We start from the raw sequence: 19,999 nt of genomic DNA, 5'->3' as shown, positions 1-19,999 counted from the left end.
GCGTCACCTCATAGTCAATTTTTTGAGTAGGTGATGATGAGAGTAGCCAGTCGCCGTCCCCTCGTCCACTAGGCTGACGCGGATGTTCAGCCCCGAAGGCCCCAGCCTGCGTGAACTCGCCGTCCAGGCGCTGTCGTCCGTCGAGCGCGGTTACGACCTGCTCGCCCCGAAGTTCGACCACACCCCCTTCCGGACGCCGGACTCGGTGCTCGACGCCGTCGCCCGCGCACTGGAGCGGATGGGCCCCTTCGGCACCGGGCTCGACCTGTGCTGCGGGACCGGGGCGGGGGCCGGCGTGCTGGCGCGGGTGTGCGAGGGCGGTGTCGTGGGCGTCGACTTCAGCGCGGGCATGCTCGCCGTGGCGCGGGAACGGGCGGCGCCGGGGGCGGCCTGGGTGCGGGCGGACGCCCGCGCACTGCCCTTCGGTCCCGTCTTCGACCTCGTCGTCAGCTTCGGGGCGTTCGGGCACTTCCTGCCGCGCGAGCTGCCGGGCCTGTTCGCCCAGGTCCACTCCGTTCTCCGGCCGGGCGGCCGGTTCGCGTTCCCCGTGGTGGCCCCGCCCCGGCCCTCGTCCCTCGCCTTCTGGATGCTGCTCGGCTTCGATGCCGTCATGCGCGTGCGCAACGCCGTGTGGCGGCCGCCGTTCGTCATGTACTACCGGGCCTTCCGGCTCGGGGAGGTGCGCCGGGAGCTGCGCCGCGCCGGGTTCCAGGTCGGGTCGCAGGCCCTGGAGGAGTTCGGGCGGCGCGCCGACGGCAGCCCCCGGGTGCGGATGGTCGTCGCCCGGCGCCCCGGCACCTCGGCCGACGGTGTCACCCCGCCGCCGGCAGCGTGAACTCGTAGACCAGTGCCTCCGGTTGGGCGTCCACCACCAGGTCGGTGATCTCCAGCGGGCGCGCGAACTGGTCGTGCACGCGCCGGGTCACCCGGACCGAGGGCGCGTCGGCGAGCGGGGTGATGGAGTCGCGGTGGTGCAGGGTCAGGCCCGCCCGGCGCATCCAGTCGTAGGCGCGGTGCAGTTGGGCCGAGGCCGGGCCGTCGGCGCGGTCGCGGTAACGGGCGAGCTCCTCGACCTCCGCGAGCGCGACGGCGGAGAACGACGACACCGCGCTGCGCCGCCCCCGGCCGTCGGCACCCACGGCCTCGTAGCGGTGCACCAGCGTCGGCCGGTCGGGCGCGAGCCCCAATGCCTCGGCGTGCTGCGGCGGGGGAGCCTCCCAGGCGACCGTGGCCCGGTCCGCGGCGCCCGGCTCGGCGCTGCGGGCGCCGAGCGGGAAGGTCAGCGAGGGCACCGCCCCGACCGGCGGGCCGGACAGCGTGGCGTGGCTGCCGCGCCGGTCGGTGGCCACCAGCCCGTCCCGGCGCAGCACCTCCAGCGCCTGTCGTACGGTCTCCCTGCTCACTCCGAAGCGCTCCGCCAACCGCCGCTCACTGGGCAGCCGTTCACCGGCCGGGACGGTTCCGTCGCGCAGTTCGTCGATCAGTCGGGTGGCCACCCGCCGGTAACGCGGCGGTGCCGTGGTGCGGGGACGGTCGGTGCGGGCCATGCCGCGCCTCCTCAGGGGTGACGTACCGTAGCCGTGCGGGCTCATTGCGCCACCACATCTAGCATTGGTCTAAACCACGAGGGAAGGGCGGCCCGGTGGTTCGGCCGAAACCGGCCGCGCGCTCCCTCGCTCACAGGGCGCTGTACAGGGCGTCGATCAGCGCCATCTTGCGCGGGTCGTCGGCGATGTGCGGCCCCATCCGGTTCATCACGTACCCCAGGGACACGCCGGCCTCCGGGTCGCTGAGGCCACAGGAACCGCCGAAGCCGTCGTGGCCGAAAGCCCGGGGATTGGGCCCGTACGAGCCGTTCGGTCCGCTCAGCCACAGGCCGAGCGCCACCTCGGTCTCGTGCTCGAACCCCGCGCCGAGCACCAGGTCACGGCAGGCGCCCTGCCCCTCGCGCACCCGCTCCGCCGCCTCGGCGGACAGGAAGCGGTGGCCGCCGTACGAGCCGCGGCCCGCGAAGATCCCGTAGAGCGCGGCGACGGCCCGGGCGGTGCCGTGCCCGCCCGCGGCCGGGATCTCGGCGGCCCGCCACGCGGGCGTGTTCGCCTCGGCCGCGCCGGTGACCGGGTTGGTCAGCGCGGCGAGCGCCGCGGGCGCCAACTGGCTGAAGATAGCGGCCTGTTCGCTGGTCGACGCGGCCGGCGGATGCACCAGCTCGGCGGCCCGCCCGGCCTCCTTCTCCGGCAGCCCGATCGTGAAGTCGAGCCCCAGCGGCCCGGTCACCTCCCGCTCCAGGAACGCCCCGGGCAGCAGTCCCGACACGCGCCGCACGACCTCGCCGACCAGGAAGCCGTAGGTGAGCGCGTGATACCCCGAGCGCGTCCCCGGCTCCCACCAAGGCTCCATGGCCGCGAGCCGGCGCGTCGTCAGCTCCCAGTCGTACAGCTGCTCCAGCGCGTGCGGCTCGCGCAGACCGGCCAGGCCGGCCCGGTGGGACAGCAGATGCCGTACGAGCACCTTCTCCTTGCCGGCCGCGGCGAACTCGGGCCAGTATTGCGCCACCGGGGCGTCGAGGTCGAGCAGGCCCCGGTCGGCGAGGATGTGCGCGCACAGGGCGACCGGGCCCTTCGTCGTCGACCAGACGTTGACCACGGTGTCCCGCTCCCACGGGCGCGTGCGGGCCGCGTCGGCCCAGCCGCCCCACACGTCCACCACGGTGACCCCGTCGACGGTGACGGCGACCGCCGCCCCCAGTTCGTCCCGGTCCCGGAAGTTCTCCTCGAACGCCGTCCGCACCGCCGCGAACCGCTCGTCGCAGTGGCCGTGCACCTGGGGAACGCGCTCCGCCATGGGACCCTCCCTCGTCCGTCGTGGCCCGGGCCGCGACGCTGCGACCCGGGCCATCCGAACGTACCGACCAGTCGGACTGGAGGGAAGGGGGTGCCGGGCGGCGCGGAGCTCAGGCGTACGACCGCAGCCAGCGCAGCTTCGCCGCCTCCTGGTAGGGCCCGCCGCCCTCGTGGTCGTTGAAGTCGTACACCTCGATCGCCTTGTCCTGGTGCGCCCAGGCGTTGAAGGCCGCGAACACCGTCGACGGCGGGCAGGTCTGGTCCTCCAGGGCCGCGGAGAACAGGGCCGGGGCGCTGCCGCGGGAGGCGAAGTGCACGCCGTCGAAGTAGGACAGGGTGCGCAGCGCGTCCTCGGTGCGGCCGCGGTGCGTCTTGAGGAACAGGCCGATCTCCCGGTACGGGTGACGGTCCGTCAGCGTCGCCGCGCGCGGGAAGTCGCACAGGAACGGCACGTCCGGCGCGATCGCCGCGAGGTCGGGGACCAGGCCGCCGACGGCGATCGTGATGCCGCCGCCCTGGCTGCCGCCCAGCGCCACCGTGCGGGAGGCGTCGGTCAGGGGGTGCGAGCGGGCCGCCTCGACGGCGCGCACCCCGTCCGTGAACACCCGGCGGTAGTAGTAGTTCTCGGGTGCGTCGATGCCCCGCGTCATGAAACCGGGGTAGGCCGGCGCGCCGCCCACCGGGTCCGCGGTGCCACCGCCGCCGCCCCAGGCGCTGCCCTGACCCCGGGTGTCCATCACGAAGTGCGCCCGGCCCGTGGAGGCCCACAGCAGGTGCTCGTGCGGCAGCCCCCGCCCGCCGCCGTAGCCGATGAACTCCACGACCAGGGGGAGCGGTTCGTCCGCGGCGGCGGGCAGCGTCAGCCAGCCCTTCACCGGGTGGCCGCCGAACCCCGCGAACGTCACGTCGTACACCCGCACCGTCGCCAGGCCCGTGTCGACCGGCTCGAAGCGGGCGTCCAGGTCGTGCTCGCGTGCCTCCTGCAGGGTCTTGGACCAGAACGCGTCGAAGTCCTCGGGTTCGGTGGAGTCGCTGCGGTACTCGCGGAGCTCGTCGAGGGGGAGGTCGAACAGGGCCATGTAGGACCGCCTTGGTGAAGGGACGATGCGGATGATCACACCGTACGGGCGTGGTCGGACGACTCGCCAGGGCTTTGCGCGGGCGGCCGGTCACGCGAGCGAGTCGCAACCGAGCGGGGGCGTGCTGTTCAGCAGGCCGACGTGCTGGTCAAGGGTGCAGGGGCGCTGGTCGCGGATGCGGCGCACAGGGCGCGGGCCGAACCGGCCGCCGTCTCCAGTGGTCGGGTCACCGCCGCGGCCCGGCCCACCCGGGCGGCGCGCTCACGCCCCCCGGCCCGTCCACTGCGGTTCCGTCCGGGCCCACTCCCGCTCCCACTCCGTCAGCCGGTGCCCGGTGGACACGCGGCGCACCGCGCAGTGGCCGAGGAGCACGACGGCGGCCGCGCCGGCGGCGGCGCACACGCCCATGGTCACGGTGTGCTGCCAGATCGCGCTCGCGCCCGGCGGCGGGGGCACGGTGCGGCCCCGCGCGTCGAACCACACGTCGACCGTGTCCCCGGCGCGGGTGCCGGCCGCGACGCTCGCCCGCGCCCGGTGCGCGGTGCCCGCGGCGTCCGTCCAGCGCACCGTCACCCGGTAGGCGTGCTGCCGTCCGGCCTGCAGCGAGGGCAGCATGGCGGGTGTCCTGCCGACCACTTCGGCCCGCACCTGTCGCCGCTCGGCGCGCTGCGCCGCCGCGACCGCCTGGGCCTCGCCGTGCGCCCACCACGCGCTCACCACACCGGCCAGTGGCGCGCCCACGCACAGCAGGACGGCGACGACCAGCGCCGTCCACGCCTCGACGACGTCCGACCGGCGCCGCAACGGATTGCGCCGCCAGCGCCAGCCGCGCACCCGGGTTCGCATGCCCTTCGGGTACCCCGCCGTGCGGTGATCGTTCACCGCGCGGCCGGGTCCGCCCGCCGTTCAGCCGAAGCGTTCGATCCTGATCCGGTCCACCGGCTGGCCCGCCTCGACCAGCAGCCGGGACGCGTGTTCGGCGAAGGAGTTGGAGCCGCACACATAGGCTTCCCACCCACCAGGTGGCCGCTGGGCCAGGAGCGGGGCCACATGTGCGGCGGCCATACGTCCCACCGGTACACCCTGGGGGGCGTGCCGCGTGAACACGGGCGTCGTCTCGTTGCCCAACTCCCGCGCGTAGAGGAGGTCCTCGGGTCCGCGCGCCGACACCAGCAGCCGCAGCGGCACCGTCAGGCGCCGCGCGCGGTGGTGGCGCACCATCGACATCAGGGGGACGACCCCGGAGCCGGCGCCCAGCAGCAGCGCCGGCCGGTCGCCCGGCCAGGCGAAGAACCCGCTCAGCGGGCCGCGCACCTCGACGGTGTCGCCGGGCCGGGCCACGGTGTGGAACCAGCCCGAGACCTCGCCGCCCTCGACATGGTCCAGGGTCAGTTCGATGTGACCGCTGTCGTCGGGCGGGGAGGCGATCGAGTAGTGGCGCTGCGCCACATAGCCGTCCGCGGCGCGCAGCCGCAGCATGAGGTGCTGGCCGGGCAGATGGCCGGCCCAGCCGGGCACGGCGAACCGGAAGGTGGCGGCGCGGGCGGTCTCGCGGCGGATCTCGGTCAGGGTGGCGGTCTGCCACACCGTGGCGGCCTGACCGCTCACGGCGATGCGGCCGGGCACGGCGAAGCGCGTCGGGGGAGCGAAGGTCTCAGTCACCGGAGTACCGCTGCTCCTCCCAGGGGTTGCCCCGCGCGTGGTAGCCGTTGCGCTCCCAGAAGCCCGGCTCCTCGTGGTCCAGGAGCCGGATGCCGGCGATCCACTTGGCGCTCTTCCAGAAGTACAGGTGCGGCACCAGCAGTCGCGCCGGTCCGCCGTGCTCGGCGGGCAGCGGCTCGCCCCCGAACTCCCAGGCGATCCAGGCCCGCCCCCCGGTCAGGTCCGCCAGCGGCAGGTTCGTGGTGTACCCGGTGTGCGAGTAGGCGACGGCATGGGTGGCGGACACATGGGGGCGCACCACATCGAAGAAGGCGTCCAGGCTGACGCCCCCGAACCGCACCCCGAACTTCGACCAGCTCGTCACGCAGTGGATGGCGCCTTCGTACACCGACGCCGGCAGCGCGTGCGCCGCCTCCCAGTCCCAGGTGTGGGGCCGCTCCACCAGACCGTCGACGCGGAACGTCCAGTCGGCGGGCGCGAGGTCGGGGGTGACCTCCGCGGACAGCACGGGCCAGTCGTCGCCCGCGTCGTACTGGCCGGGCGGCAGGCCCGGATCGGCGACGCGGGGACGTCCGGTGAAGCCTCGGGTGACGTTCATGACGATCCAGCGGGACGGGTGACGGCTGCTTACGCCCTCCACCGTACGTGCATGTCAGAGGTGCTCCGCACCGGGGCGGCCGGGCGATCATTGCGGCCGTGTGAAGTCTGCGGCGCCCCGGGAATAGCCGCCCGCTTGTTCTCCTTGCCGACTGTCGGCCGACGCGTGCCGTCGGCGGCAGCGAAGGAGAGTGGGAGCACATGCCCAAGGCGTACGTCTTCACACGACACGGCGGGCCCGAGGTGGAGGCCCTGATCGAGGTGGACCGGCCGGTTCCCGGGCCCGGCGAGGTGCTCGTCGCGGTCCGCGCGGCCGGCGTGAACCCGGTCGACTGGAAGCTGCGCTCGGGCTTCCGGCGCCCCGACGAGACCGGTGAGCGGACCTTCCCGGCGTTCTTCGGCCGCGAGGCCTCCGGGGTCGTCGAGGAGGTCGGCGACGGCGTGGAGGGGTTCGCCGTCGGGGACGAGGTGTTCGGACAGCCGGTGGCCGGCGGGTACGCGCAGTACGCGCTGCTGTCGGCCGGCTTCAGCGCGCACAAGCCCGCCGCCGTCTCCTTCGCCGACGCGGCCACCCTGCCGGTCGCCGGCGCGACGGCGTACGACGGGATCCGCCAGCTCGCTCTGCCGGCCGGCGCGACCGTGCTCGTCACCGGCGCGGGCGGCGGGGTCGGAGTGGCGGCCGTGCAGATCGCCCGCGCCCTCGGCCTGCGGGTCGTGGGCGTGGCGAGCGAGGGCAAGAAGGACCTCGTCGAGTCGCTGGGGGCCGAGCACGTCCCCTCCGGTGCGGGCTGGACCGCGCGCGTGCCCGGGCCCGTGGACGGCGTGTACGACCTGGTGGGCGGCGCGGTGCTGACCGAGGCGGCGGCCCTGCTCGCCGACCGGACGAAACTGGTGACGGCCGGGGCCCCGCCCCAGGCGGTGGCGGAGCTCGGCGGCGCACGCGTCGAGCGGGTGCGCACCTCCGCGCGGCTGGCGGAGGTCGCCGACCTCGTGGCGAGCGGCAGGCTCGACCCGCACGTGACACGGACGTTCCCCCTGGAGCGGGCCGGTGAGGCGCTGCGGGCGGTCGAGGAGGGGCACGCCCGCGGCAAGGTCGTCATCGAGGTCGCCCCCGCCGGGAGTGCCGCGTGAGCCACGTCCTGGACAACCCCGCCCTCGCCTCCCTGACCGGCCCGCACGCCCGCTTCGCCGAGCGGCGCGGCCGGGTGCTGCGCTACCCGCTGGACGTCACGCCGTGGCTGGCGCTGCCCGACCGGCCCGACGCCGACGACTGGGCGGACCTCGCGGCCCTCGCCGGCCCCGGCGCCGAAGTGCCGCTGCCCGGCTTCCGCGGGCGGGTGCCGGACGACTGGGAGATCACGTTCCGGATGGAGGGCGTGCAGCTGGTCGACGACGGGCTGGCCGCCGCCCCGGACGCGGAGGCCGTCCGCCTCGGTCCCGCCGACGTGCCGGAGATGATCGCCCTGGTCGAGCGGACCCGCCCGGGCCCCTTCCTGCCGCGCACCATAGAACTCGGCACCTACCTGGGCATACGGCGCGAGGGAGCTCTGGTCGCGATGGCGGGGGAGCGGCTGCACCCGCCGGGCTGGACCGAGATCAGCGCGGTCTGCACCGACCCCGCCCACCGCGGCGAGGGCCTGGCGACCCGGCTGATCCTCGCCGTCGCCCACGGCATCCGCGCCCGCGGCGAGACACCGTTCCTGCACACGGGCGCGGCCAACACGGGCGCCATCCGGCTGTACGAGTCCCTCGGCTTCCGCCTGCGCCGCACCACCGCGTTCCTCGCGGCCCGCGCCCCGCAGCGCCTGCCGGAGGCCGTCACCGTTTCCTAATTCCCGTTGTCCTGCCACCCGTTGTACCGCACCAGATACCGGGCGAACCGCTCCAGGTCCTCCGGCGCCCAGCCCGCGAGCCGCTCCCGGAAGGCCGCCCGGCGGCTCTCGGTGACCTGGGCGAGGATGCGGCGCCCGGCGTCGGTCAGGTGCAGCACGTGGACGCGGTGGTCGTCCGGATCGGGGCGCCGCTCGACGAGGCGCGCCCGCTCCAGGGCGGCCACCTGGCGGCTGACGGTCGACTTGTCCAGCGCGTAGTGCGCGGCGAGGTCGGTCGCCCGGCAGCCGCCGCGCTCCTCCAGATGCCCGAGCAGCGTGTACGACACCAGCGACAGCTCGGGGTGCAGGCGGCCCGCCGAGGCCCGGGCACGGCGGGCGAAGACCGTCATCTCCCGCTGGATGCTCTCCACGGCCTGGTCTGCGTCCACCGGAACCTCCCTCGCTTGTAGTTGCACAGTACAACTTGAGGCTCGGGGTGCGCGCGGAGCCGGGCGCCCGCATCCGTGGAGGCCGAGGAGGCCGTCGGTGTCCGAGGCCGTGCGGTAGTGTGGCCGTCCGGCCGGGGGCGATCCCGGCCCCGTGAAGCCGAGGAGGTGAGACCCATGACCGCTGTGTCAGGCCGGGTGTTCTCCTCTTCCGTCGGGCGATAGGCCCTCGCGAGAGCGCCCTTCGACCTCCGAAAGGCTCTCCGCTGCCATGCCCCCCTTCCCTTCCCCCGACGCCGTCGCGGCCGAACTGCGCGCCGCGGGCTGCGTGTTCGCCGAGGACGAGGCGCGGCTGATGCTCGCCGCCGCCCGCACCCCGGGGGAGCTCGCCCGGCTCGTCGACCGCCGGGTCGGCGGACTGCCCCTCGAACTGGTCCTGGGCTGGGCCGAGTTCCGCGGTCTGCGGATCGCCGTGGAACCCGGCGTCTTCGTCCCCCGCCGCCGCACCGAGTTCCTCGTCGAGCAGGCCCTGGCCCAGGCCCCCGAGGCGTCCGTCGTCGTGGACCTGTGCTGCGGCTCCGGCGCCCTCGGCGTGGCCCTGGCCACCGCGCTCGGTGACGTCGAGCTGCACGCCGCCGACATCGACCCGGCCGCCGTCCGCTGCGCCCGCCGCAACGTCGCCGCCGTCGGCGGGCACGCCCACGCGGGCGACCTGTACGAGGCCCTGCCGCCCGGCCTGCGGGGCCGCGTCGACGTCCTCGCCGCCAACGTGCCGTACGTGCCGACGGACGAGGTCGGCCTGCTGCCCGCGGAGGCCCGCGACCACGAGCCGCTGGTCGCCCTCGACGGCGGGCCGGACGGGCTGCGCGTGCTGCGCCGGGTCGCCGCCGGGGCGTCCGGCTGGCTCGCCCCCGGCGGCTGCCTGCTGGTGGAGACCAGCGAACGTCAGGCGGCGAACGCCCTCGACGCCTTCACGCGCGGCGGGCTCACCGCCCGGCAGGTCACCGACGAGGAGCGGTACGCCACCGTGGTGATCGGCGTCAGGCCGTAGCGCCGCTGGTGGAAGGGCTCGGCATGGACGGCGGGGCGGGCGTCCGCCAGCCCTTGGGGCCGCGGCCGGGGAAGCGCCCGGGCCCGTCGTCGTCCGCGGTGCCCGCCATGACGTGCGTCGCGGTCCGGGTGCCGTCGCCGGCCCGGGTGCCGACCAGGAAGACCGTCTCGCCCTTCGTCAGGTCGCCGGTCCCGGAGCCGCGCGTGCCGTCGTGGAAGACGGTGGCGTCCTTGCCCACCGTCCACTTCCAGGAGGCGCCGTCCTCGCTCTTGACGGTCACCTGTTCGCCGTCGGCCTTCTCAACGGTGCCGCGCTGCCAGATCCGTACGACCCACTTGCCGGTGTCCTGGTCCTTGACGGTCGACTCGCCGTGCACGCCCATGCCGCCGGCCCCGAACCACGGCCCGTGCCCGAAGCGGCCGTCCCGCCCGTCCGACGACGGTGACGCCGACCCGGACGCCGAGGGCGTGGCCCCCTGCCCCGAACCGCCCGAACTCGCCGCGTAGGCGACCGTGCCGCCCAGGGCCAGCACGACGACCGCGGCCGACGCGATCACCGCGCGCGCCGGCCGGGACCGCCGTCGCCACACCCCGCCCGGACCCGCGCCCGGCGGAGGCTCCGCCCCGCCCGGTCCCGTCATCACTTCCCACTCGGGTGTCGGCTCGTGTGTCACGGCTCGCTCCCATCGGCCGGCATGCCTTGCTGTGATTGTCCGATGCGGAAGATAAGGGACAGGTAATACGTGCCTGTGAGAACCGGGCGTTCGTCCCACCCGTCGCCCGCCGGTCAGTCCGTCCGCTGCACCCGGGCGATGAGCAACGCCACGTCGTCGGAGTTGTCCGGCTGGTGCAGCGTGCGCAGCAGGACGTCGCACACCTCCTCCAGCGGGCGGTCGGGGCCGTCGAGCAGGGCCAGCAGCGCGTCCAGGCGCTCGTCGAGCGGGTGCTGGCGGGTCTCGACGAGGCCGTCGGTGTAGAAGACCAGGCGGTCGCCGGGCTCGACGTCGACCGTCGTGGTGGCGAAGGCGACCCCGCCCACGCCCAGCGGGGCGCCCGTGGGCAGGTCGAGCAGTTCCGGCGGCCGGCCCGGCCGCAGGCGCACCGGCGGCAGGTGCCCGGCGTTGGCGATCCGGCACTGCCGCAGCTCCGGGTCGTGGACGGCGTAGACGCAGGTGGCGATGGAGTGGTCCAGGGCCTCGGTGATCTTGTCGAGGTGCTCCAGGAGCCGGGCCGGATCGAGGTCGAGGGAGGCCAGCGTGTGCGTCGCGGTGCGCAGCCGCCCCATCGTGGCGGCCGCCGTGATGCCGCTGCCCATCACATCGCCCACGACCAGCGCCGTCGTGCCGCCCTCCAGCGGGATGACGTCGAACCAGTCGCCGCCGACCTCGGTGGTGCCGCCCGCCGGCTGGTAGCGGGAGGCGACCTCCAGGCCCCCGGTCACCGCCGGATGGCTGGGCAGCAGGCTGCGCTGGAGGGTGAGGGCGGTGTCGCGGGCGTTCTGGTACCAGCGCGCGTTGTCGATCTGCACGGCCGCCCGGGAGGCCAGCTCGCGGGCGAGCAGCAGGTCGTCCTCGCTGAAGGGCAGCGGGTTGCGGGTGCGCTTGAGGTCGAGGGCGCCGAGCACCTCGCCGCGCGCGATGAGCGGGACGGCCAGGTAGGAGTGGACGCCGGCCTCCTTCAGCCGGTCGGCGGCCTCGGGGGAGCGGGCGATCCGCGGCAGGTGCGCCTCCTCGACCTCGGCCACCATCACCGGCAGGCCCGAGCGCACGCACTCGGTGACCAGCCGGTCGGGACCGTACCGGGCCACCTGGCCGGGCGGGTCGGCCGCCCGCAGCGCCTCGGGCGCGTCGTGCGCCTGCACCGCGAGGGCCCGGATCACCGCCGGCTCCTCGGGGCCCAGGCTGGTGCGCCGGCCCGCCACCACGGCGTCCAGCAGGTCCACGGCGGCCACGTCGGCGAGCTCGGGCACGGCCACGTCGGCCAGCTCGTGGGCGGTGCGCTCCAGCTCCAGCGTGGTGCCGATGCGGGCCGAGGCGTCCGCGATGAGGGCGAGGCGCCGGCGGGCCGTCTCCGCCTCGACGCTCGCCCGGTGCTGCTCGGTGACGTCGACGACCGAGGCCGCCACGCCCAGGACGGTGCCGAGCGCGTCCTCCAGCCGGTACAGCGAGACCGACCAGGCGTGGTCCTCGTCCGGATCGGCCGGGGTACGGCCGATCGTGTGCTGGTCGACGAGGGGCAGGCCGGTCTCCAGGACCCGGCGCACGGCGTCCTCCAGCGCGCTGACGTCGACGTGCGGCACGACCTCACCGACCCGGCGGCCGATGTGCTCCTCGGCCGGCACGCCGTTGATCCGCTCCATGGCCGGGTTGACCGACACGTACCGCAGGTCGGTGTCCAGGACCGCCAGCCCGATCGGCGACTGGGCGATCATGCGCGTGGACAGCGCCACGTCCCGCTCCAGCTGCCGAACCGTCGACTGGTCGGCGCACAGTCCCAGCGCGTAGACGTCGCCGTGGTCGTCCAGCAGCCGCATGTTGCGGAACTCCACCAGGCGCGTGCTGCCGTCCTTGCGGCGGATCGGGAAGGCGCCGGCCCAGCTCTGGCCGGTGAGCATGACGTCGGCGAACAGCTTGACGACCAGGTCGAGGTGCTGTTCGTGGACCATGATCCGGGCCGCGTACTGGCCGAGCGCCTCCTGGGCGGGGTAGCCGAACAGCTCCTCGGCCTGCGGGCTCCACAGCACCACGCGGCCCTGGGCGTCCAGCACCACCGAGGCCACACCGAGTACGTCGAGCAGACCGCTCGGCCGTATCGATTCGTCGCCCTCGGTCACCGAGAACCCGGGTGCACTCATGGCACGCACCGCCTTCGCCTTTCACGCGGCACGCCGTCCCCCGTGCCGACTCCCCATGTTCTACCGCGCTCAACCGTCCCTGTGACGCCCCCGTCGCCCTCCTCCACCATCTCTCAACACGGCCGGGAACGTCCGCGAAGCGGGGACGACAGTACCCGCCGCGGCCGGCCCGCTCACTGGTCGTGTCCCGGAGGTGGTGCTTTTCTGGGGATGTGGCGCGGTTCGCGGGGAACCCGCGCCGCGGCGCCACCGCCAGGAGAGGAGCGATCACGATGGAGCGTCAGCGATCGCACGAGGAGTCCGTCTCGCTCGAGATCAGCGGGTGCAACAAGGAGGACGCGCGGATCGTCTTCGACACCCTGTGCGCCTGCTTCGAGTCCGACCGGGGCGCCGACGAGGTGCCGCAGCAGCTGCACGAGACCCGGCCGATGGTGTGGCTCGGCACCTTCGAGGTGACCGACGCGCACTCCTGCCCGCCGCCGGCCCGGTTGTCGTCCTCCGTGGAGGCGGACGCGCAGGGCGGCTACTGGGCCATCGAACGGCTGCGCACCACGCTGGACTCGCTGTTCACGGTGCGCGACCTCGCCTCCGCCTCGGGCGACCAGGAACGGGAGCTGCACGTCCGCCTGGAAAGCCGCTAGCCCCGGGCCCGAGCCGCGCGGTGGTCCTCGTCACCCCATTGTGCAACTAGTTGCACAATGGGGGCGCGGTCCTCTACAACAGAGGCACGACACCGCGCACGGAGGGGCCCATGAGCCGTTACCCGCACCTGCTGAACCCGCTCGACCTGGGCTTCACCACGCTGCCCAACCGCGTGCTCATGGGCTCCATGCACGTCGGCCTGGAGGAGGCCGAGGGCGGCTTCGAGCGCATGGCCGCCTTCTACGCCGAACGGGCCCGCGGGGGAGTGGGCCTGATCGTCACCGGCGGCATCGCCCCCAACGACGAGGGCCGCCCCTACCCTGGCGGAGCCAAGCTCACCACCGACGCGGAGGCCGAGCGGCACCGGCTCGTCACCGAGGCCGTGCACCGCGAGGGCGGCCGGATCGCGCTGCAGATCCTGCACTTCGGCCGGTACGCCTACCATCCCGACCTCGTCGCGCCGAGCCCGCTGCAGGCCCCGATCAGCCCCTTCCCGCCGCGCGAGCTGACCGACGCCGAGGTCGAGCGCACCATCGACGACTACGCCCGCGCCGCCCGGCTCGCCCGGCAGGCCGGCTACGACGGCGTGGAGATCATGGGCTCCGAGGGCTACCTGATCAACGAGTTCATCGCGGCGCGGACCAACCAGCGCACCGACCGCTGGGGAGGCTCGTACGAGAACCGCATGCGCTTCCCGGTCGAGATCGTGCGCCGGGTGCGCGAGGCGGTGGGCGAGGACTTCATCATCGTCTACCGGCTGTCCATGCTCGACCTCGTCCCCGGCGGCTCCACGCTGGAGGAGGTGGTCACCCTCGCCCAAGCCGTCGAGGCCGCCGGAGCGACCCTCCTCAACACCGGCATCGGCTGGCACGAGGCCCGCATCCCCACGATCGCCACCTCGGTGCCGCGCGGCGCCTACACCTGGGTCACCAAGAAGCTCATGGGCACGGTGTCCGTGCCGCTGGTGACCACCAACCGCATCAACACCCCGGAACTCGCCGAGCAGTTGCTCGCCGAAGGCTACGCCGACATGGTGTCGATGGCCCGCCCGATGCTGGCCGACCCGGAGTTCGTGAACAAGGCGGCCGAGGGCCGGCCCGAGGCCATCAACACCTGCATCGGCTGCAACCAGGCCTGCCTGGACCACACCTTCAGCGGCAGGATCACCTCCTGTCTGGTCAACCCGCGCGCCTGCCACGAGACCGAACTCGTGCTCTCCCCGACCCGGTCGAAGAAGCGCGTCGCCGTCGTCGGCGCCGGGCCGGCCGGACTCGCCTGCGCCGTCGGCGCCGCCGAACGCGGCCACGACGTCGTGCTGTTCGACGCCGCGAGCGAGATCGGCGGCCAGCTGAACGTGGCCCGCAAGGTCCCCGGCAAGCAGGAGTTCGACGAGACGCTGCGCTACTTCCGCCACCAGCTCGACGCGCACGGGGTGGACGTACGCCTCGACACCCCTGTCGAAGCAGGGGACTTGGCGGACTACGACGAGATCGTCGTCGCCACCGGCGTCACCCCCCGCACCCCCGACATCCCCGGCGTCGACCACCCGAGCGTCGTCGGCTACCTCGACGTGCTGCGCGACGGCGTCCCCGTCGGCGACCGCGTCGCGATCCTCGGCGCCGGCGGCATCGGCTTCGACGTGGCCGAGTTCCTCACCGACGGCGGCGACAAGGCGAGCGAGGACGCGCCGACGTACTTCCGGCACTGGGGCGTCGACATGGACTACGCGGCCGCCGGCGGACTCGCCGCCCCCGAGCGCCCCGCCCCGCCGCGCACCGTGCACCTGCTGCAGCGCAAGACCGGCAAGGTCGGCGCCGGCCTCGGCAAGACCACCGGCTGGATCCACCGCACCGAGCTCAAGCACCGCGGCGTCACCGTGGTCCCCGGGGTGCGCTACGACCGCATCGACGACGCCGGGCTGCACATCACCGTCGGCGAGCGGAGCACGGTCCTCGCGGTCGACACGATCGTCCTGTGCACCGGGCAGGAACCGCGCCGCGACCTGTACCAGGAGCTGGTCGCCGCCGGCCGCGGCGTGCACCTGATCGGCGGCGCGGACGTGGCCGCCGAACTCGACGCCAAGCGCGCCATCAAGCAGGGCACCGAGGTGGCGGCCGCCCTGTAGGGGCCGTCCCTAGGATGACCTCATGTCACTCCCGCACGCGATCCTCACGGCCCTGCTGGAAAAGCCCTCCTCGGGGCTGGAGCTGACCCGCCGGTTCGACCGGTCGATCGGCTACTTCTGGTCGGCGACGCATCAGCAGATCTATCGCGAGCTGGGCAGGCTGGAGGCGGAGGGCCACATCCGGGCCCTGCCGGCCGAGCAGCCGGTCCGCGGGCAGAAGAAGAGCTACGAGGTCCTGCCCGCGGGCCGCGCCGAACTGGCCCGCTGGACCGCCGCCGCGCAGGACCCGAGGCCCCACCGGGACCCGCTGCTGCTGCGGCTGCGCGCGGCGGCGGTGGTGGGCACCGCGGGTCTCGAGGACGACCTGCGCCGCCATCTCGAGTTGCACCAAAGGCAGTTGGCGGAGTACGAGGAGATCGAGAAGCGCGACTTCCCGCCGGGCCGGGACACCGCGCAGGACCGCCTGCGCCACCTTGTGCTGCGCGCGGGCATCGACCTGGAGACCTTCTGGACGCGGTGGCTCACCCACGCGCTGGAGGAGTTCGCCGAACTGCCGGACCCCAGGAGCGCGTGAGCGGGGTCAGAGGCGGTACGGCCTGGCCCGGCGGCGCAGGTACCAGCCGGTGGCGATGACGCCCGCCCCCACCAGCGCGCTGCCCACGCCCAGGGTCACCGGGCCGTAGTCCTGGATCGTGCCGCCGAGCCCGCCCATCACCCCGCGCGAGGGCGAGGCCGTGGCGGTGGCCGAGATCGTCGGCGTGGCGGCCGCGGCCGAGACGATGACCGTCTGGGTGCCCGCGGTGCTGTTGTCCTTCGCGCACATGACGATCACGGTGTACGTGCCGGGGCTGACCCCCTGCCAGGCCGCCGTCTGCAGGGACGTGGTGCCCGACAGGGCCACCTGACGGCCCTGGGCGAAGTTGGCCTGGCTGCCGTTGAGCAGCGAGGCGGTCCCCCAGCTGCCGCTGCTGGTGGTCTGGGAGCACACGGTGGTCGTCACCGACACGGTGGACCCGCTGGTGCTCACGGAGATCCCCGACCCCAGCGCCGCGGCCGGCGTGGCGGCCAGGGCGAGCGGGAGCGCGGCGGCGGCTGCCGCGGTCAGGGCCAAGCTCACGAGGGGCGATGGTTTGCGCATGTGGACTGTCCTCCGGCGGCACGGTTGGCGGTACATCCCTTGCGCCGCCGAGGATCGGGGAACGCCCGTGCTGCCTCAGGGAAAGCCAAGGCGCCGCGGGCCGGGCCCGCACGCGGACCAGGGCCGGCCAGGTGACGCATTCCGTCGTCCGGGCGAAGCCCGCGTGCCGTCAGGGGCGGGGCCCGGTGGTGACGGTCCGGTCCGGCGTCAGCCCGCCCCAGGTCCCGTCGGGCAGCCGGGCCCGGATCCGCACCCGGTGGGTGACGCCCGCCTCCCGGCCCGCGTAGAAGCTGTACGACGCCCGGCCGCGCGGCGCGTGCGCGCCGTAGACCAGCGAGGTGACCGTACGGCCGTCGAGGCGGATGTCGTACTCCGTGACCAGGCCCTCCGTACGGGGCGCGAGCCAGCTCAGGTCGATGTAGTAGGCGCCGTCGGCCCGGTGGGTGGTGGCGCGGAAGGCGGTGGGGGCGGTGGCCCGGCCGTCGTCGGCGCCCGGTGTGGTCAGACGCACGGGGCCGCCGGGCGGGGAGACGTTGTCGGCCGCGTCCCGGGCGCGGACGGTGAAGGAGTAGCGGGCGCCGGGCCTGAGTCCCGTCACCACGGCCGCCGTCTGGTCCCCGCCCACACTGTGGATCTTCGTACCGCCCTGGCAGATGTCGTACGACACCACACCCCGGTCGTCCGTCGAGGCGGACCAGGACAGCTGGACGGCACGGCTGCCGGCCGCCCGCCCGTGGATCCGGGCCGGGCGCGTCGGTGCCGTGTCGTCCGCCGCCACCGCGGCGGGCGTCCGCGCGCGCACCTCCTGGCTGGGCGGGCCGAGGCGGCCCTCGCTGCCACGTGCCCGGACGGTGAAGACATACAGGGTGGACGGCCTGAGCCTGGTGACGTCCACCATGTGCTCGGAACCGGGCACGTCCTCGACTTTTGTGGTGCCGCGATACACCTCGTAGCCGTGGACTCCGGGCTCCGCGTTCCACATGACGTGCACGCTGGTGGCGCTGCCCGCCGCCGCGGTGACGCCCAGGGGCGCGCCGGGCGCCGACCCGTCGCCGTCGCCGGTCCCGCCCCGGCCGCAGGCGCCGGTGACCGCGAGGGCCGCGCAGAGGGCGAGGACGCGGCATACGAGTGGGCGACGCACGGCGCTGCCTCCCCGAACGGTGTGGCGGCAATGGTCCGGACCAATATGGCGCGACGGGTCCGGGCGCGGCAAGAGGGCCGTCCCTTGGTGAGACGCCGCCGGAGTTACGTATGCTGAAGCTCCTCGCGGTCGAACTCTCCTGGAGGGCTGGGGAGTTCGCGCCGGCCTGCGCGGGCCCGCTGTCGTCGCTGATCCCGCGCCGGACACGGGTGGCCGGGCGCCCCGAGCCGACACCGGCTCAGGTGCCCGGCCCCTGCCCGGAGTCGGCCGTCGGCGGGCGATACCTCCGTCCGGCCCCCCACCAGTGGCCGCACGCGCGGACCGGTACCACATTGGGCTGAGTGTCCGTCAGACCTCCCCGCGAGAGGGTCCCTTATCGTGCGTCTCCAGTCGCTGACGCTGGCCGCGGCGAGCGCCGCCCTGCTGGCCCCCGCGGCCCTGCCCGCCGTCCGGCCCTCTCTCCACCAGGAGCCGGTGGCCTGGCGCGAGGGCTCGGTGCGCGCCGCCGACCTGCTGGCCAGGGTGCGCGACTGCGCCCAGGTCTCCCGGGGCCGCTACCGCAGCGACGACGGCATGCCCGCCACCATCCCCGTGTGCGCCACCCGTGACGCGGTGTTCTGGAAGGCCGACATGGACATCGACTGCGACGGCCGGCCCGGCCCGCGCTGCAACCGCCGCACCGACCCGCTGTTCTCCGCCGCCACCGCCTTCCAGCAGTCCGACGGCCGCCACCTGAGCGCCGAACGGCTGCCGTACATCGTCGTGCCCGCCGCCGGCCGCATCTGGAACCACCGCGACCACGGCGTGCGCGGCGGCTCGGTCGCCGCGGTCGTCTACCGCGACCGTGTGCAGTACGCGGTCGTCGGCGACGTGGGGCCGAGCGACATCATCGGCGAGGCGTCCTACGCCACCGCCGCCGCCCTCGGCATCCGTCCGGACCCGCGCGGCGGCGGCACGCCCTCCGGCGTCACCTACATCGTCTTCAGGGACTCGCGGGTGCGACCGATCGAGGACCACGCCGCCGCCGTGGCGGCCGGGAAGCGGCTGGCGCGCACGTTCGTCCGGGGCAAGTGACCGCCGCGCCGGACGTCAGACGGCCGACCAGCCGTCGTCGACCGGCAGGACCGCGCCGTTGACGTTGCTCGCCGCGTCCGAGGCGAGGAAGACGATGGCGGCCGCCTGCTCCTCGGGCCGGGCCACCCGCCCCAGGTTGACGAAGTGCGGGCCGAGCGTCGCCGGGCCGTGCGCCCCCTGCTCGGCGTCCACGGTGATGCCGGTCGCGGTGCCGCCCGGCGCGATGGCGTTGGCGCGGATGCCCTGGCCGCGGTACATCACGGCGAGGGACTTCGTCAGGCCCACCAGCCCGTGCTTGGAGGCGGTGTAGGCGGCGCCCGCCGCGCTGCCGCGCAGGCCGGCCTCGGAGGCGGTGTTCACGATCGCGCCCCGGCCCGCCCGGAGCATGTGCGGCAGCACCGCCCGGGTCAGCAGGAAGGGCGCGGTGAGGTTGACCCGTATGACCCGCTCCCACTCCGCGTCGCCGACGTCCGCGAGCGCCGACATGCGGTCCATGATGCCGGCGTTGTTCACGAGCACGTCCACGCCGCCGAACCGCTCCACGGCCGTGTGCGTCACCTCGTCGACGACCGCCTGCTCGCCGAGGTCGCCGACGACGGCGACCGCGGTGCCGCCCGCCTGCGCGATGTCGTCCACCGTGGTCCCCGCGCCCGCCGCGTCGAGGTCCGCGACCACGACCCGGGCGCCCTGGGCGGCGAAGGCCAGGGCGGCGGCGCGGCCGATCCCCGAGCCCGCTCCGGTGACGATCACGCTGCGTCCGTCGAATCCGCCGGCCATCTGCCGCTCCTGTGCGTGTGGTCCGTAAGGGGGGCTCAGCATACGACTTAATGTCTGTGTGTGACATAAAGTCGTGGGGGAGAATTCCCCGGGAGTGATCACCACCGCCGGAGGACGAGATGACCGCAGCCCGGGGGCGCACGGGACGGCCGCCGCTGACCGAGGAGCAGAAGGCCGGGATCCGGCTGGAGATCGCCCGGGCCGCGGTGCGGCTGTTCGTCACCCAGGGCGTCGCGGCGACCACCGGCGAGCAGATCGCGCAGGCCGTCGGCGTCTCCGCGCGCACGGTGTGGCGCTACTTCCCCGGCAAGGAGGCCTGCGTCCGGCCCCTGTTCACCGCCGGGATCGAGATGCTCGCCGCCCGGCTGCGCGCATGGCGCCCCGGACAGCCCCTGGACGAGCTGTTCACGGACGAGCTGACCGGGGACCTGGGGCCGGCGGGCGGCCCCGACCACGCCACCGTCGGGGCCCTGGTCCGGCTCACCCGCACCGAACCCGGCCTGCGCGCCGTCTGGCTCCAGACCTACGACGAGGCCGAGCCCGCGTTCGCCCGCGCCCTCGCCGAACGGGCCGGGCTGCCCGCCGACGACCTGCGCCCGGCGATCTGGGCGGCGATGTTCAACGCGGCCCTGCGCGCGGCCGTCGAGCAGTACGCGTGGCGCCACGCCGGGGCCGGGCCGGACCCCGACACGGCGCGGGCCGAGCTCACGGACACCATGCGCTCGGCCCTGGCCACCGTAGCGGCGGGTCTCTCCTGAAG

The 19,999-nt window shown here is 74.6% G+C and carries 21 protein-coding genes; 9 read left to right on the top strand and 12 right to left on the bottom strand.

The window, feature by feature from the left end; genetic code table 11:
• Positions 1 to 82: 82 nt before the first annotated feature.
• Positions 83 to 835 (top strand): class I SAM-dependent methyltransferase, encoded by a 753-nt coding sequence (locus ACYF6T_RS29165; RefSeq protein ID WP_461700148.1) that lies wholly within the window; start codon positions 83 to 85, stop codon positions 833 to 835.
• Here ACYF6T_RS29165 and ACYF6T_RS29160 read toward each other — a convergent pair.
• The 6 genes from ACYF6T_RS29160 to ACYF6T_RS29135 form a co-directional block, all read right to left on the bottom strand.
• The gene (locus ACYF6T_RS29160) at positions 813 to 1,547 is read right to left on the bottom strand and encodes a GntR family transcriptional regulator (protein ID WP_461700146.1); all 735 of its coding nucleotides are present in this window, start codon (positions 1,545 to 1,547) and stop codon (positions 813 to 815) included. The two genes, ACYF6T_RS29165 and ACYF6T_RS29160, sit on opposite strands and share 23 nt — an antisense overlap.
• A gap of 130 nt (positions 1,548 to 1,677) precedes the next feature.
• The gene (locus tag ACYF6T_RS29155) at positions 1,678 to 2,844 is read right to left on the bottom strand and encodes a serine hydrolase domain-containing protein (RefSeq protein WP_461700144.1); all 1,167 of its coding nucleotides are present in this window, start codon (positions 2,842 to 2,844) and stop codon (positions 1,678 to 1,680) included.
• 109 nt (positions 2,845 to 2,953) lie between these two features.
• Entirely contained in the window at positions 2,954 to 3,922 is a 969-nt protein-coding gene (locus ACYF6T_RS29150; RefSeq protein ID WP_461700143.1) for an acetylxylan esterase, read from the bottom strand.
• A 261-nt stretch (positions 3,923 to 4,183) separates the two neighbouring features.
• Positions 4,184 to 4,768, bottom strand: coding sequence for an Rv1733c family protein (locus ACYF6T_RS29145; RefSeq protein WP_461700142.1), 585 nt, complete (start codon positions 4,766 to 4,768; stop codon positions 4,184 to 4,186).
• A gap of 60 nt (positions 4,769 to 4,828) precedes the next feature.
• Positions 4,829 to 5,584, bottom strand: a complete 756-nt coding sequence (locus tag ACYF6T_RS29140; RefSeq protein WP_461700141.1) for a ferredoxin reductase — start codon at positions 5,582 to 5,584, stop codon at positions 4,829 to 4,831.
• A complete protein-coding gene (locus ACYF6T_RS29135; RefSeq protein WP_461700139.1) occupies positions 5,577 to 6,182 on the bottom strand; it encodes a sulfite oxidase-like oxidoreductase in 606 nt (201 codons plus the stop codon). The genes ACYF6T_RS29140 and ACYF6T_RS29135 overlap by 8 nt, the downstream gene beginning before the upstream one ends.
• Positions 6,183 to 6,382: 200 nt before the next feature.
• On the opposite strand from ACYF6T_RS29135, the gene ACYF6T_RS29130 reads away from it, so the two are divergent.
• Both ACYF6T_RS29130 and ACYF6T_RS29125 read left to right on the top strand, forming a co-directional pair.
• A complete protein-coding gene (locus ACYF6T_RS29130) occupies positions 6,383 to 7,312 on the top strand; it encodes an NADP-dependent oxidoreductase (protein ID WP_461700137.1) in 930 nt (309 codons plus the stop codon).
• The gene (locus tag ACYF6T_RS29125) at positions 7,309 to 8,013 is read left to right on the top strand and encodes a GNAT family N-acetyltransferase (RefSeq protein WP_461700135.1); all 705 of its coding nucleotides are present in this window, start codon (positions 7,309 to 7,311) and stop codon (positions 8,011 to 8,013) included. Before ACYF6T_RS29130 ends, ACYF6T_RS29125 begins: the two co-directional genes overlap by 4 nt.
• On the opposite strand, the gene ACYF6T_RS29120 is transcribed toward ACYF6T_RS29125, so the two are convergent.
• Positions 8,010 to 8,441 carry a MarR family winged helix-turn-helix transcriptional regulator gene (locus ACYF6T_RS29120; protein WP_461700133.1) on the bottom strand — a complete coding sequence of 144 codons (432 nt, stop codon included), beginning with the start codon at positions 8,439 to 8,441 and terminating at the stop codon, positions 8,010 to 8,012. The two genes, ACYF6T_RS29125 and ACYF6T_RS29120, sit on opposite strands and share 4 nt — an antisense overlap.
• A 268-nt stretch (positions 8,442 to 8,709) precedes the next feature.
• Here ACYF6T_RS29120 and ACYF6T_RS29115 point away from each other — a divergent pair, with 268 nt between their 5' ends.
• Positions 8,710 to 9,489: a putative protein N(5)-glutamine methyltransferase gene (locus ACYF6T_RS29115; RefSeq protein ID WP_461700132.1), complete on the top strand. Its 780-nt coding sequence runs from the start codon at positions 8,710 to 8,712 to the stop codon at positions 9,487 to 9,489.
• Here ACYF6T_RS29115 and ACYF6T_RS29110 read toward each other — a convergent pair.
• The gene (locus ACYF6T_RS29110) at positions 9,479 to 10,162 is read right to left on the bottom strand and encodes a hypothetical protein (RefSeq protein ID WP_461700131.1); all 684 of its coding nucleotides are present in this window, start codon (positions 10,160 to 10,162) and stop codon (positions 9,479 to 9,481) included. The two genes, ACYF6T_RS29115 and ACYF6T_RS29110, sit on opposite strands and share 11 nt — an antisense overlap.
• 113 nt (positions 10,163 to 10,275) lie before the next feature.
• Entirely contained in the window at positions 10,276 to 12,342 is a 2,067-nt protein-coding gene (locus ACYF6T_RS29105) for a SpoIIE family protein phosphatase (RefSeq protein WP_461700129.1), read from the bottom strand.
• A 272-nt stretch (positions 12,343 to 12,614) separates the two neighbouring features.
• On the opposite strand from ACYF6T_RS29105, the gene ACYF6T_RS29100 reads away from it, so the two are divergent.
• The 3 genes from ACYF6T_RS29100 (at position 12,615) to ACYF6T_RS29090 (ending at position 15,683) form a co-directional block, all read left to right on the top strand.
• Positions 12,615 to 12,983, top strand: a complete 369-nt coding sequence (locus ACYF6T_RS29100) for a hypothetical protein (RefSeq protein WP_461700127.1) — start codon at positions 12,615 to 12,617, stop codon at positions 12,981 to 12,983.
• 110 nt (positions 12,984 to 13,093) lie between these two features.
• A complete protein-coding gene (locus ACYF6T_RS29095) occupies positions 13,094 to 15,109 on the top strand; it encodes an oxidoreductase (protein ID WP_461700126.1) in 2,016 nt (671 codons plus the stop codon).
• Positions 15,110 to 15,131: 22 nt separating this feature from the next.
• Positions 15,132 to 15,683, top strand: a complete 552-nt coding sequence (locus ACYF6T_RS29090) for a PadR family transcriptional regulator (protein WP_461700125.1) — start codon at positions 15,132 to 15,134, stop codon at positions 15,681 to 15,683.
• Positions 15,684 to 15,689: 6 nt separating this feature from the next.
• On the opposite strand, the gene ACYF6T_RS29085 is transcribed toward ACYF6T_RS29090, so the two are convergent.
• Positions 15,690 to 16,247, bottom strand: coding sequence for a hypothetical protein (locus tag ACYF6T_RS29085; RefSeq protein ID WP_461700123.1), 558 nt, complete (start codon positions 16,245 to 16,247; stop codon positions 15,690 to 15,692).
• A gap of 169 nt (positions 16,248 to 16,416) precedes the next feature.
• Positions 16,417 to 17,388, bottom strand: a complete 972-nt coding sequence (locus tag ACYF6T_RS29080; RefSeq protein ID WP_461700122.1) for a fibronectin type III domain-containing protein — start codon at positions 17,386 to 17,388, stop codon at positions 16,417 to 16,419.
• 378 nt (positions 17,389 to 17,766) lie between these two features.
• On the opposite strand from ACYF6T_RS29080, the gene ACYF6T_RS29075 reads away from it, so the two are divergent.
• Positions 17,767 to 18,462 carry a glycoside hydrolase family 75 protein gene (locus ACYF6T_RS29075; RefSeq protein ID WP_461700120.1) on the top strand — a complete coding sequence of 232 codons (696 nt, stop codon included), beginning with the start codon at positions 17,767 to 17,769 and terminating at the stop codon, positions 18,460 to 18,462.
• Positions 18,463 to 18,477: 15 nt separating this feature from the next.
• Here ACYF6T_RS29075 and ACYF6T_RS29070 read toward each other — a convergent pair whose 3' ends face one another.
• A complete protein-coding gene (locus ACYF6T_RS29070) occupies positions 18,478 to 19,239 on the bottom strand; it encodes an SDR family NAD(P)-dependent oxidoreductase (protein ID WP_461700119.1) in 762 nt (253 codons plus the stop codon).
• 119 nt (positions 19,240 to 19,358) lie between these two features.
• Between ACYF6T_RS29070 and ACYF6T_RS29065 the strand changes: the two genes are divergently transcribed.
• Positions 19,359 to 19,997: a TetR/AcrR family transcriptional regulator gene (locus ACYF6T_RS29065; protein WP_461700118.1), complete on the top strand. Its 639-nt coding sequence runs from the start codon at positions 19,359 to 19,361 to the stop codon at positions 19,995 to 19,997.
• Positions 19,998 to 19,999 lie beyond the last annotated feature (2 nt).

It is taken from the genome of Streptomyces sp. 7R007 (assembly GCF_054850255.1).
Note: the sequence above shows the minus strand (reverse complement) of the source record. Positions and strands in the feature narration are given on the sequence as shown.

Coding starts and splice junctions, on each gene's coding strand:
- ACYF6T_RS29165 (WP_461700148.1), top strand. CDS start 83: ATGTTCAGCCCCGAAGGCCCCAGCCTGCGTGAACTCGCCGTCCAGGCG.
- ACYF6T_RS29160 (WP_461700146.1), bottom strand. CDS start 1,547: ATGGCCCGCACCGACCGTCCCCGCACCACGGCACCGCCGCGTTACCGG.
- ACYF6T_RS29155 (WP_461700144.1), bottom strand. CDS start 2,844: ATGGCGGAGCGCGTTCCCCAGGTGCACGGCCACTGCGACGAGCGGTTC.
- ACYF6T_RS29150 (WP_461700143.1), bottom strand. CDS start 3,922: ATGGCCCTGTTCGACCTCCCCCTCGACGAGCTCCGCGAGTACCGCAGC.
- ACYF6T_RS29145 (WP_461700142.1), bottom strand. CDS start 4,768: ATGCGAACCCGGGTGCGCGGCTGGCGCTGGCGGCGCAATCCGTTGCGG.
- ACYF6T_RS29135 (WP_461700139.1), bottom strand. CDS start 6,182: ATGAACGTCACCCGAGGCTTCACCGGACGTCCCCGCGTCGCCGATCCG.
- ACYF6T_RS29130 (WP_461700137.1), top strand. CDS start 6,383: ATGCCCAAGGCGTACGTCTTCACACGACACGGCGGGCCCGAGGTGGAG.
- ACYF6T_RS29115 (WP_461700132.1), top strand. CDS start 8,710: ATGCCCCCCTTCCCTTCCCCCGACGCCGTCGCGGCCGAACTGCGCGCC.
- ACYF6T_RS29105 (WP_461700129.1), bottom strand. CDS start 12,342: ATGAGTGCACCCGGGTTCTCGGTGACCGAGGGCGACGAATCGATACGG.
- ACYF6T_RS29100 (WP_461700127.1), top strand. CDS start 12,615: ATGGAGCGTCAGCGATCGCACGAGGAGTCCGTCTCGCTCGAGATCAGC.
- ACYF6T_RS29095 (WP_461700126.1), top strand. CDS start 13,094: ATGAGCCGTTACCCGCACCTGCTGAACCCGCTCGACCTGGGCTTCACC.
- ACYF6T_RS29090 (WP_461700125.1), top strand. CDS start 15,132: ATGTCACTCCCGCACGCGATCCTCACGGCCCTGCTGGAAAAGCCCTCC.
- ACYF6T_RS29085 (WP_461700123.1), bottom strand. CDS start 16,247: ATGCGCAAACCATCGCCCCTCGTGAGCTTGGCCCTGACCGCGGCAGCC.
- ACYF6T_RS29070 (WP_461700119.1), bottom strand. CDS start 19,239: ATGGCCGGCGGATTCGACGGACGCAGCGTGATCGTCACCGGAGCGGGC.
- ACYF6T_RS29065 (WP_461700118.1), top strand. CDS start 19,359: ATGACCGCAGCCCGGGGGCGCACGGGACGGCCGCCGCTGACCGAGGAG.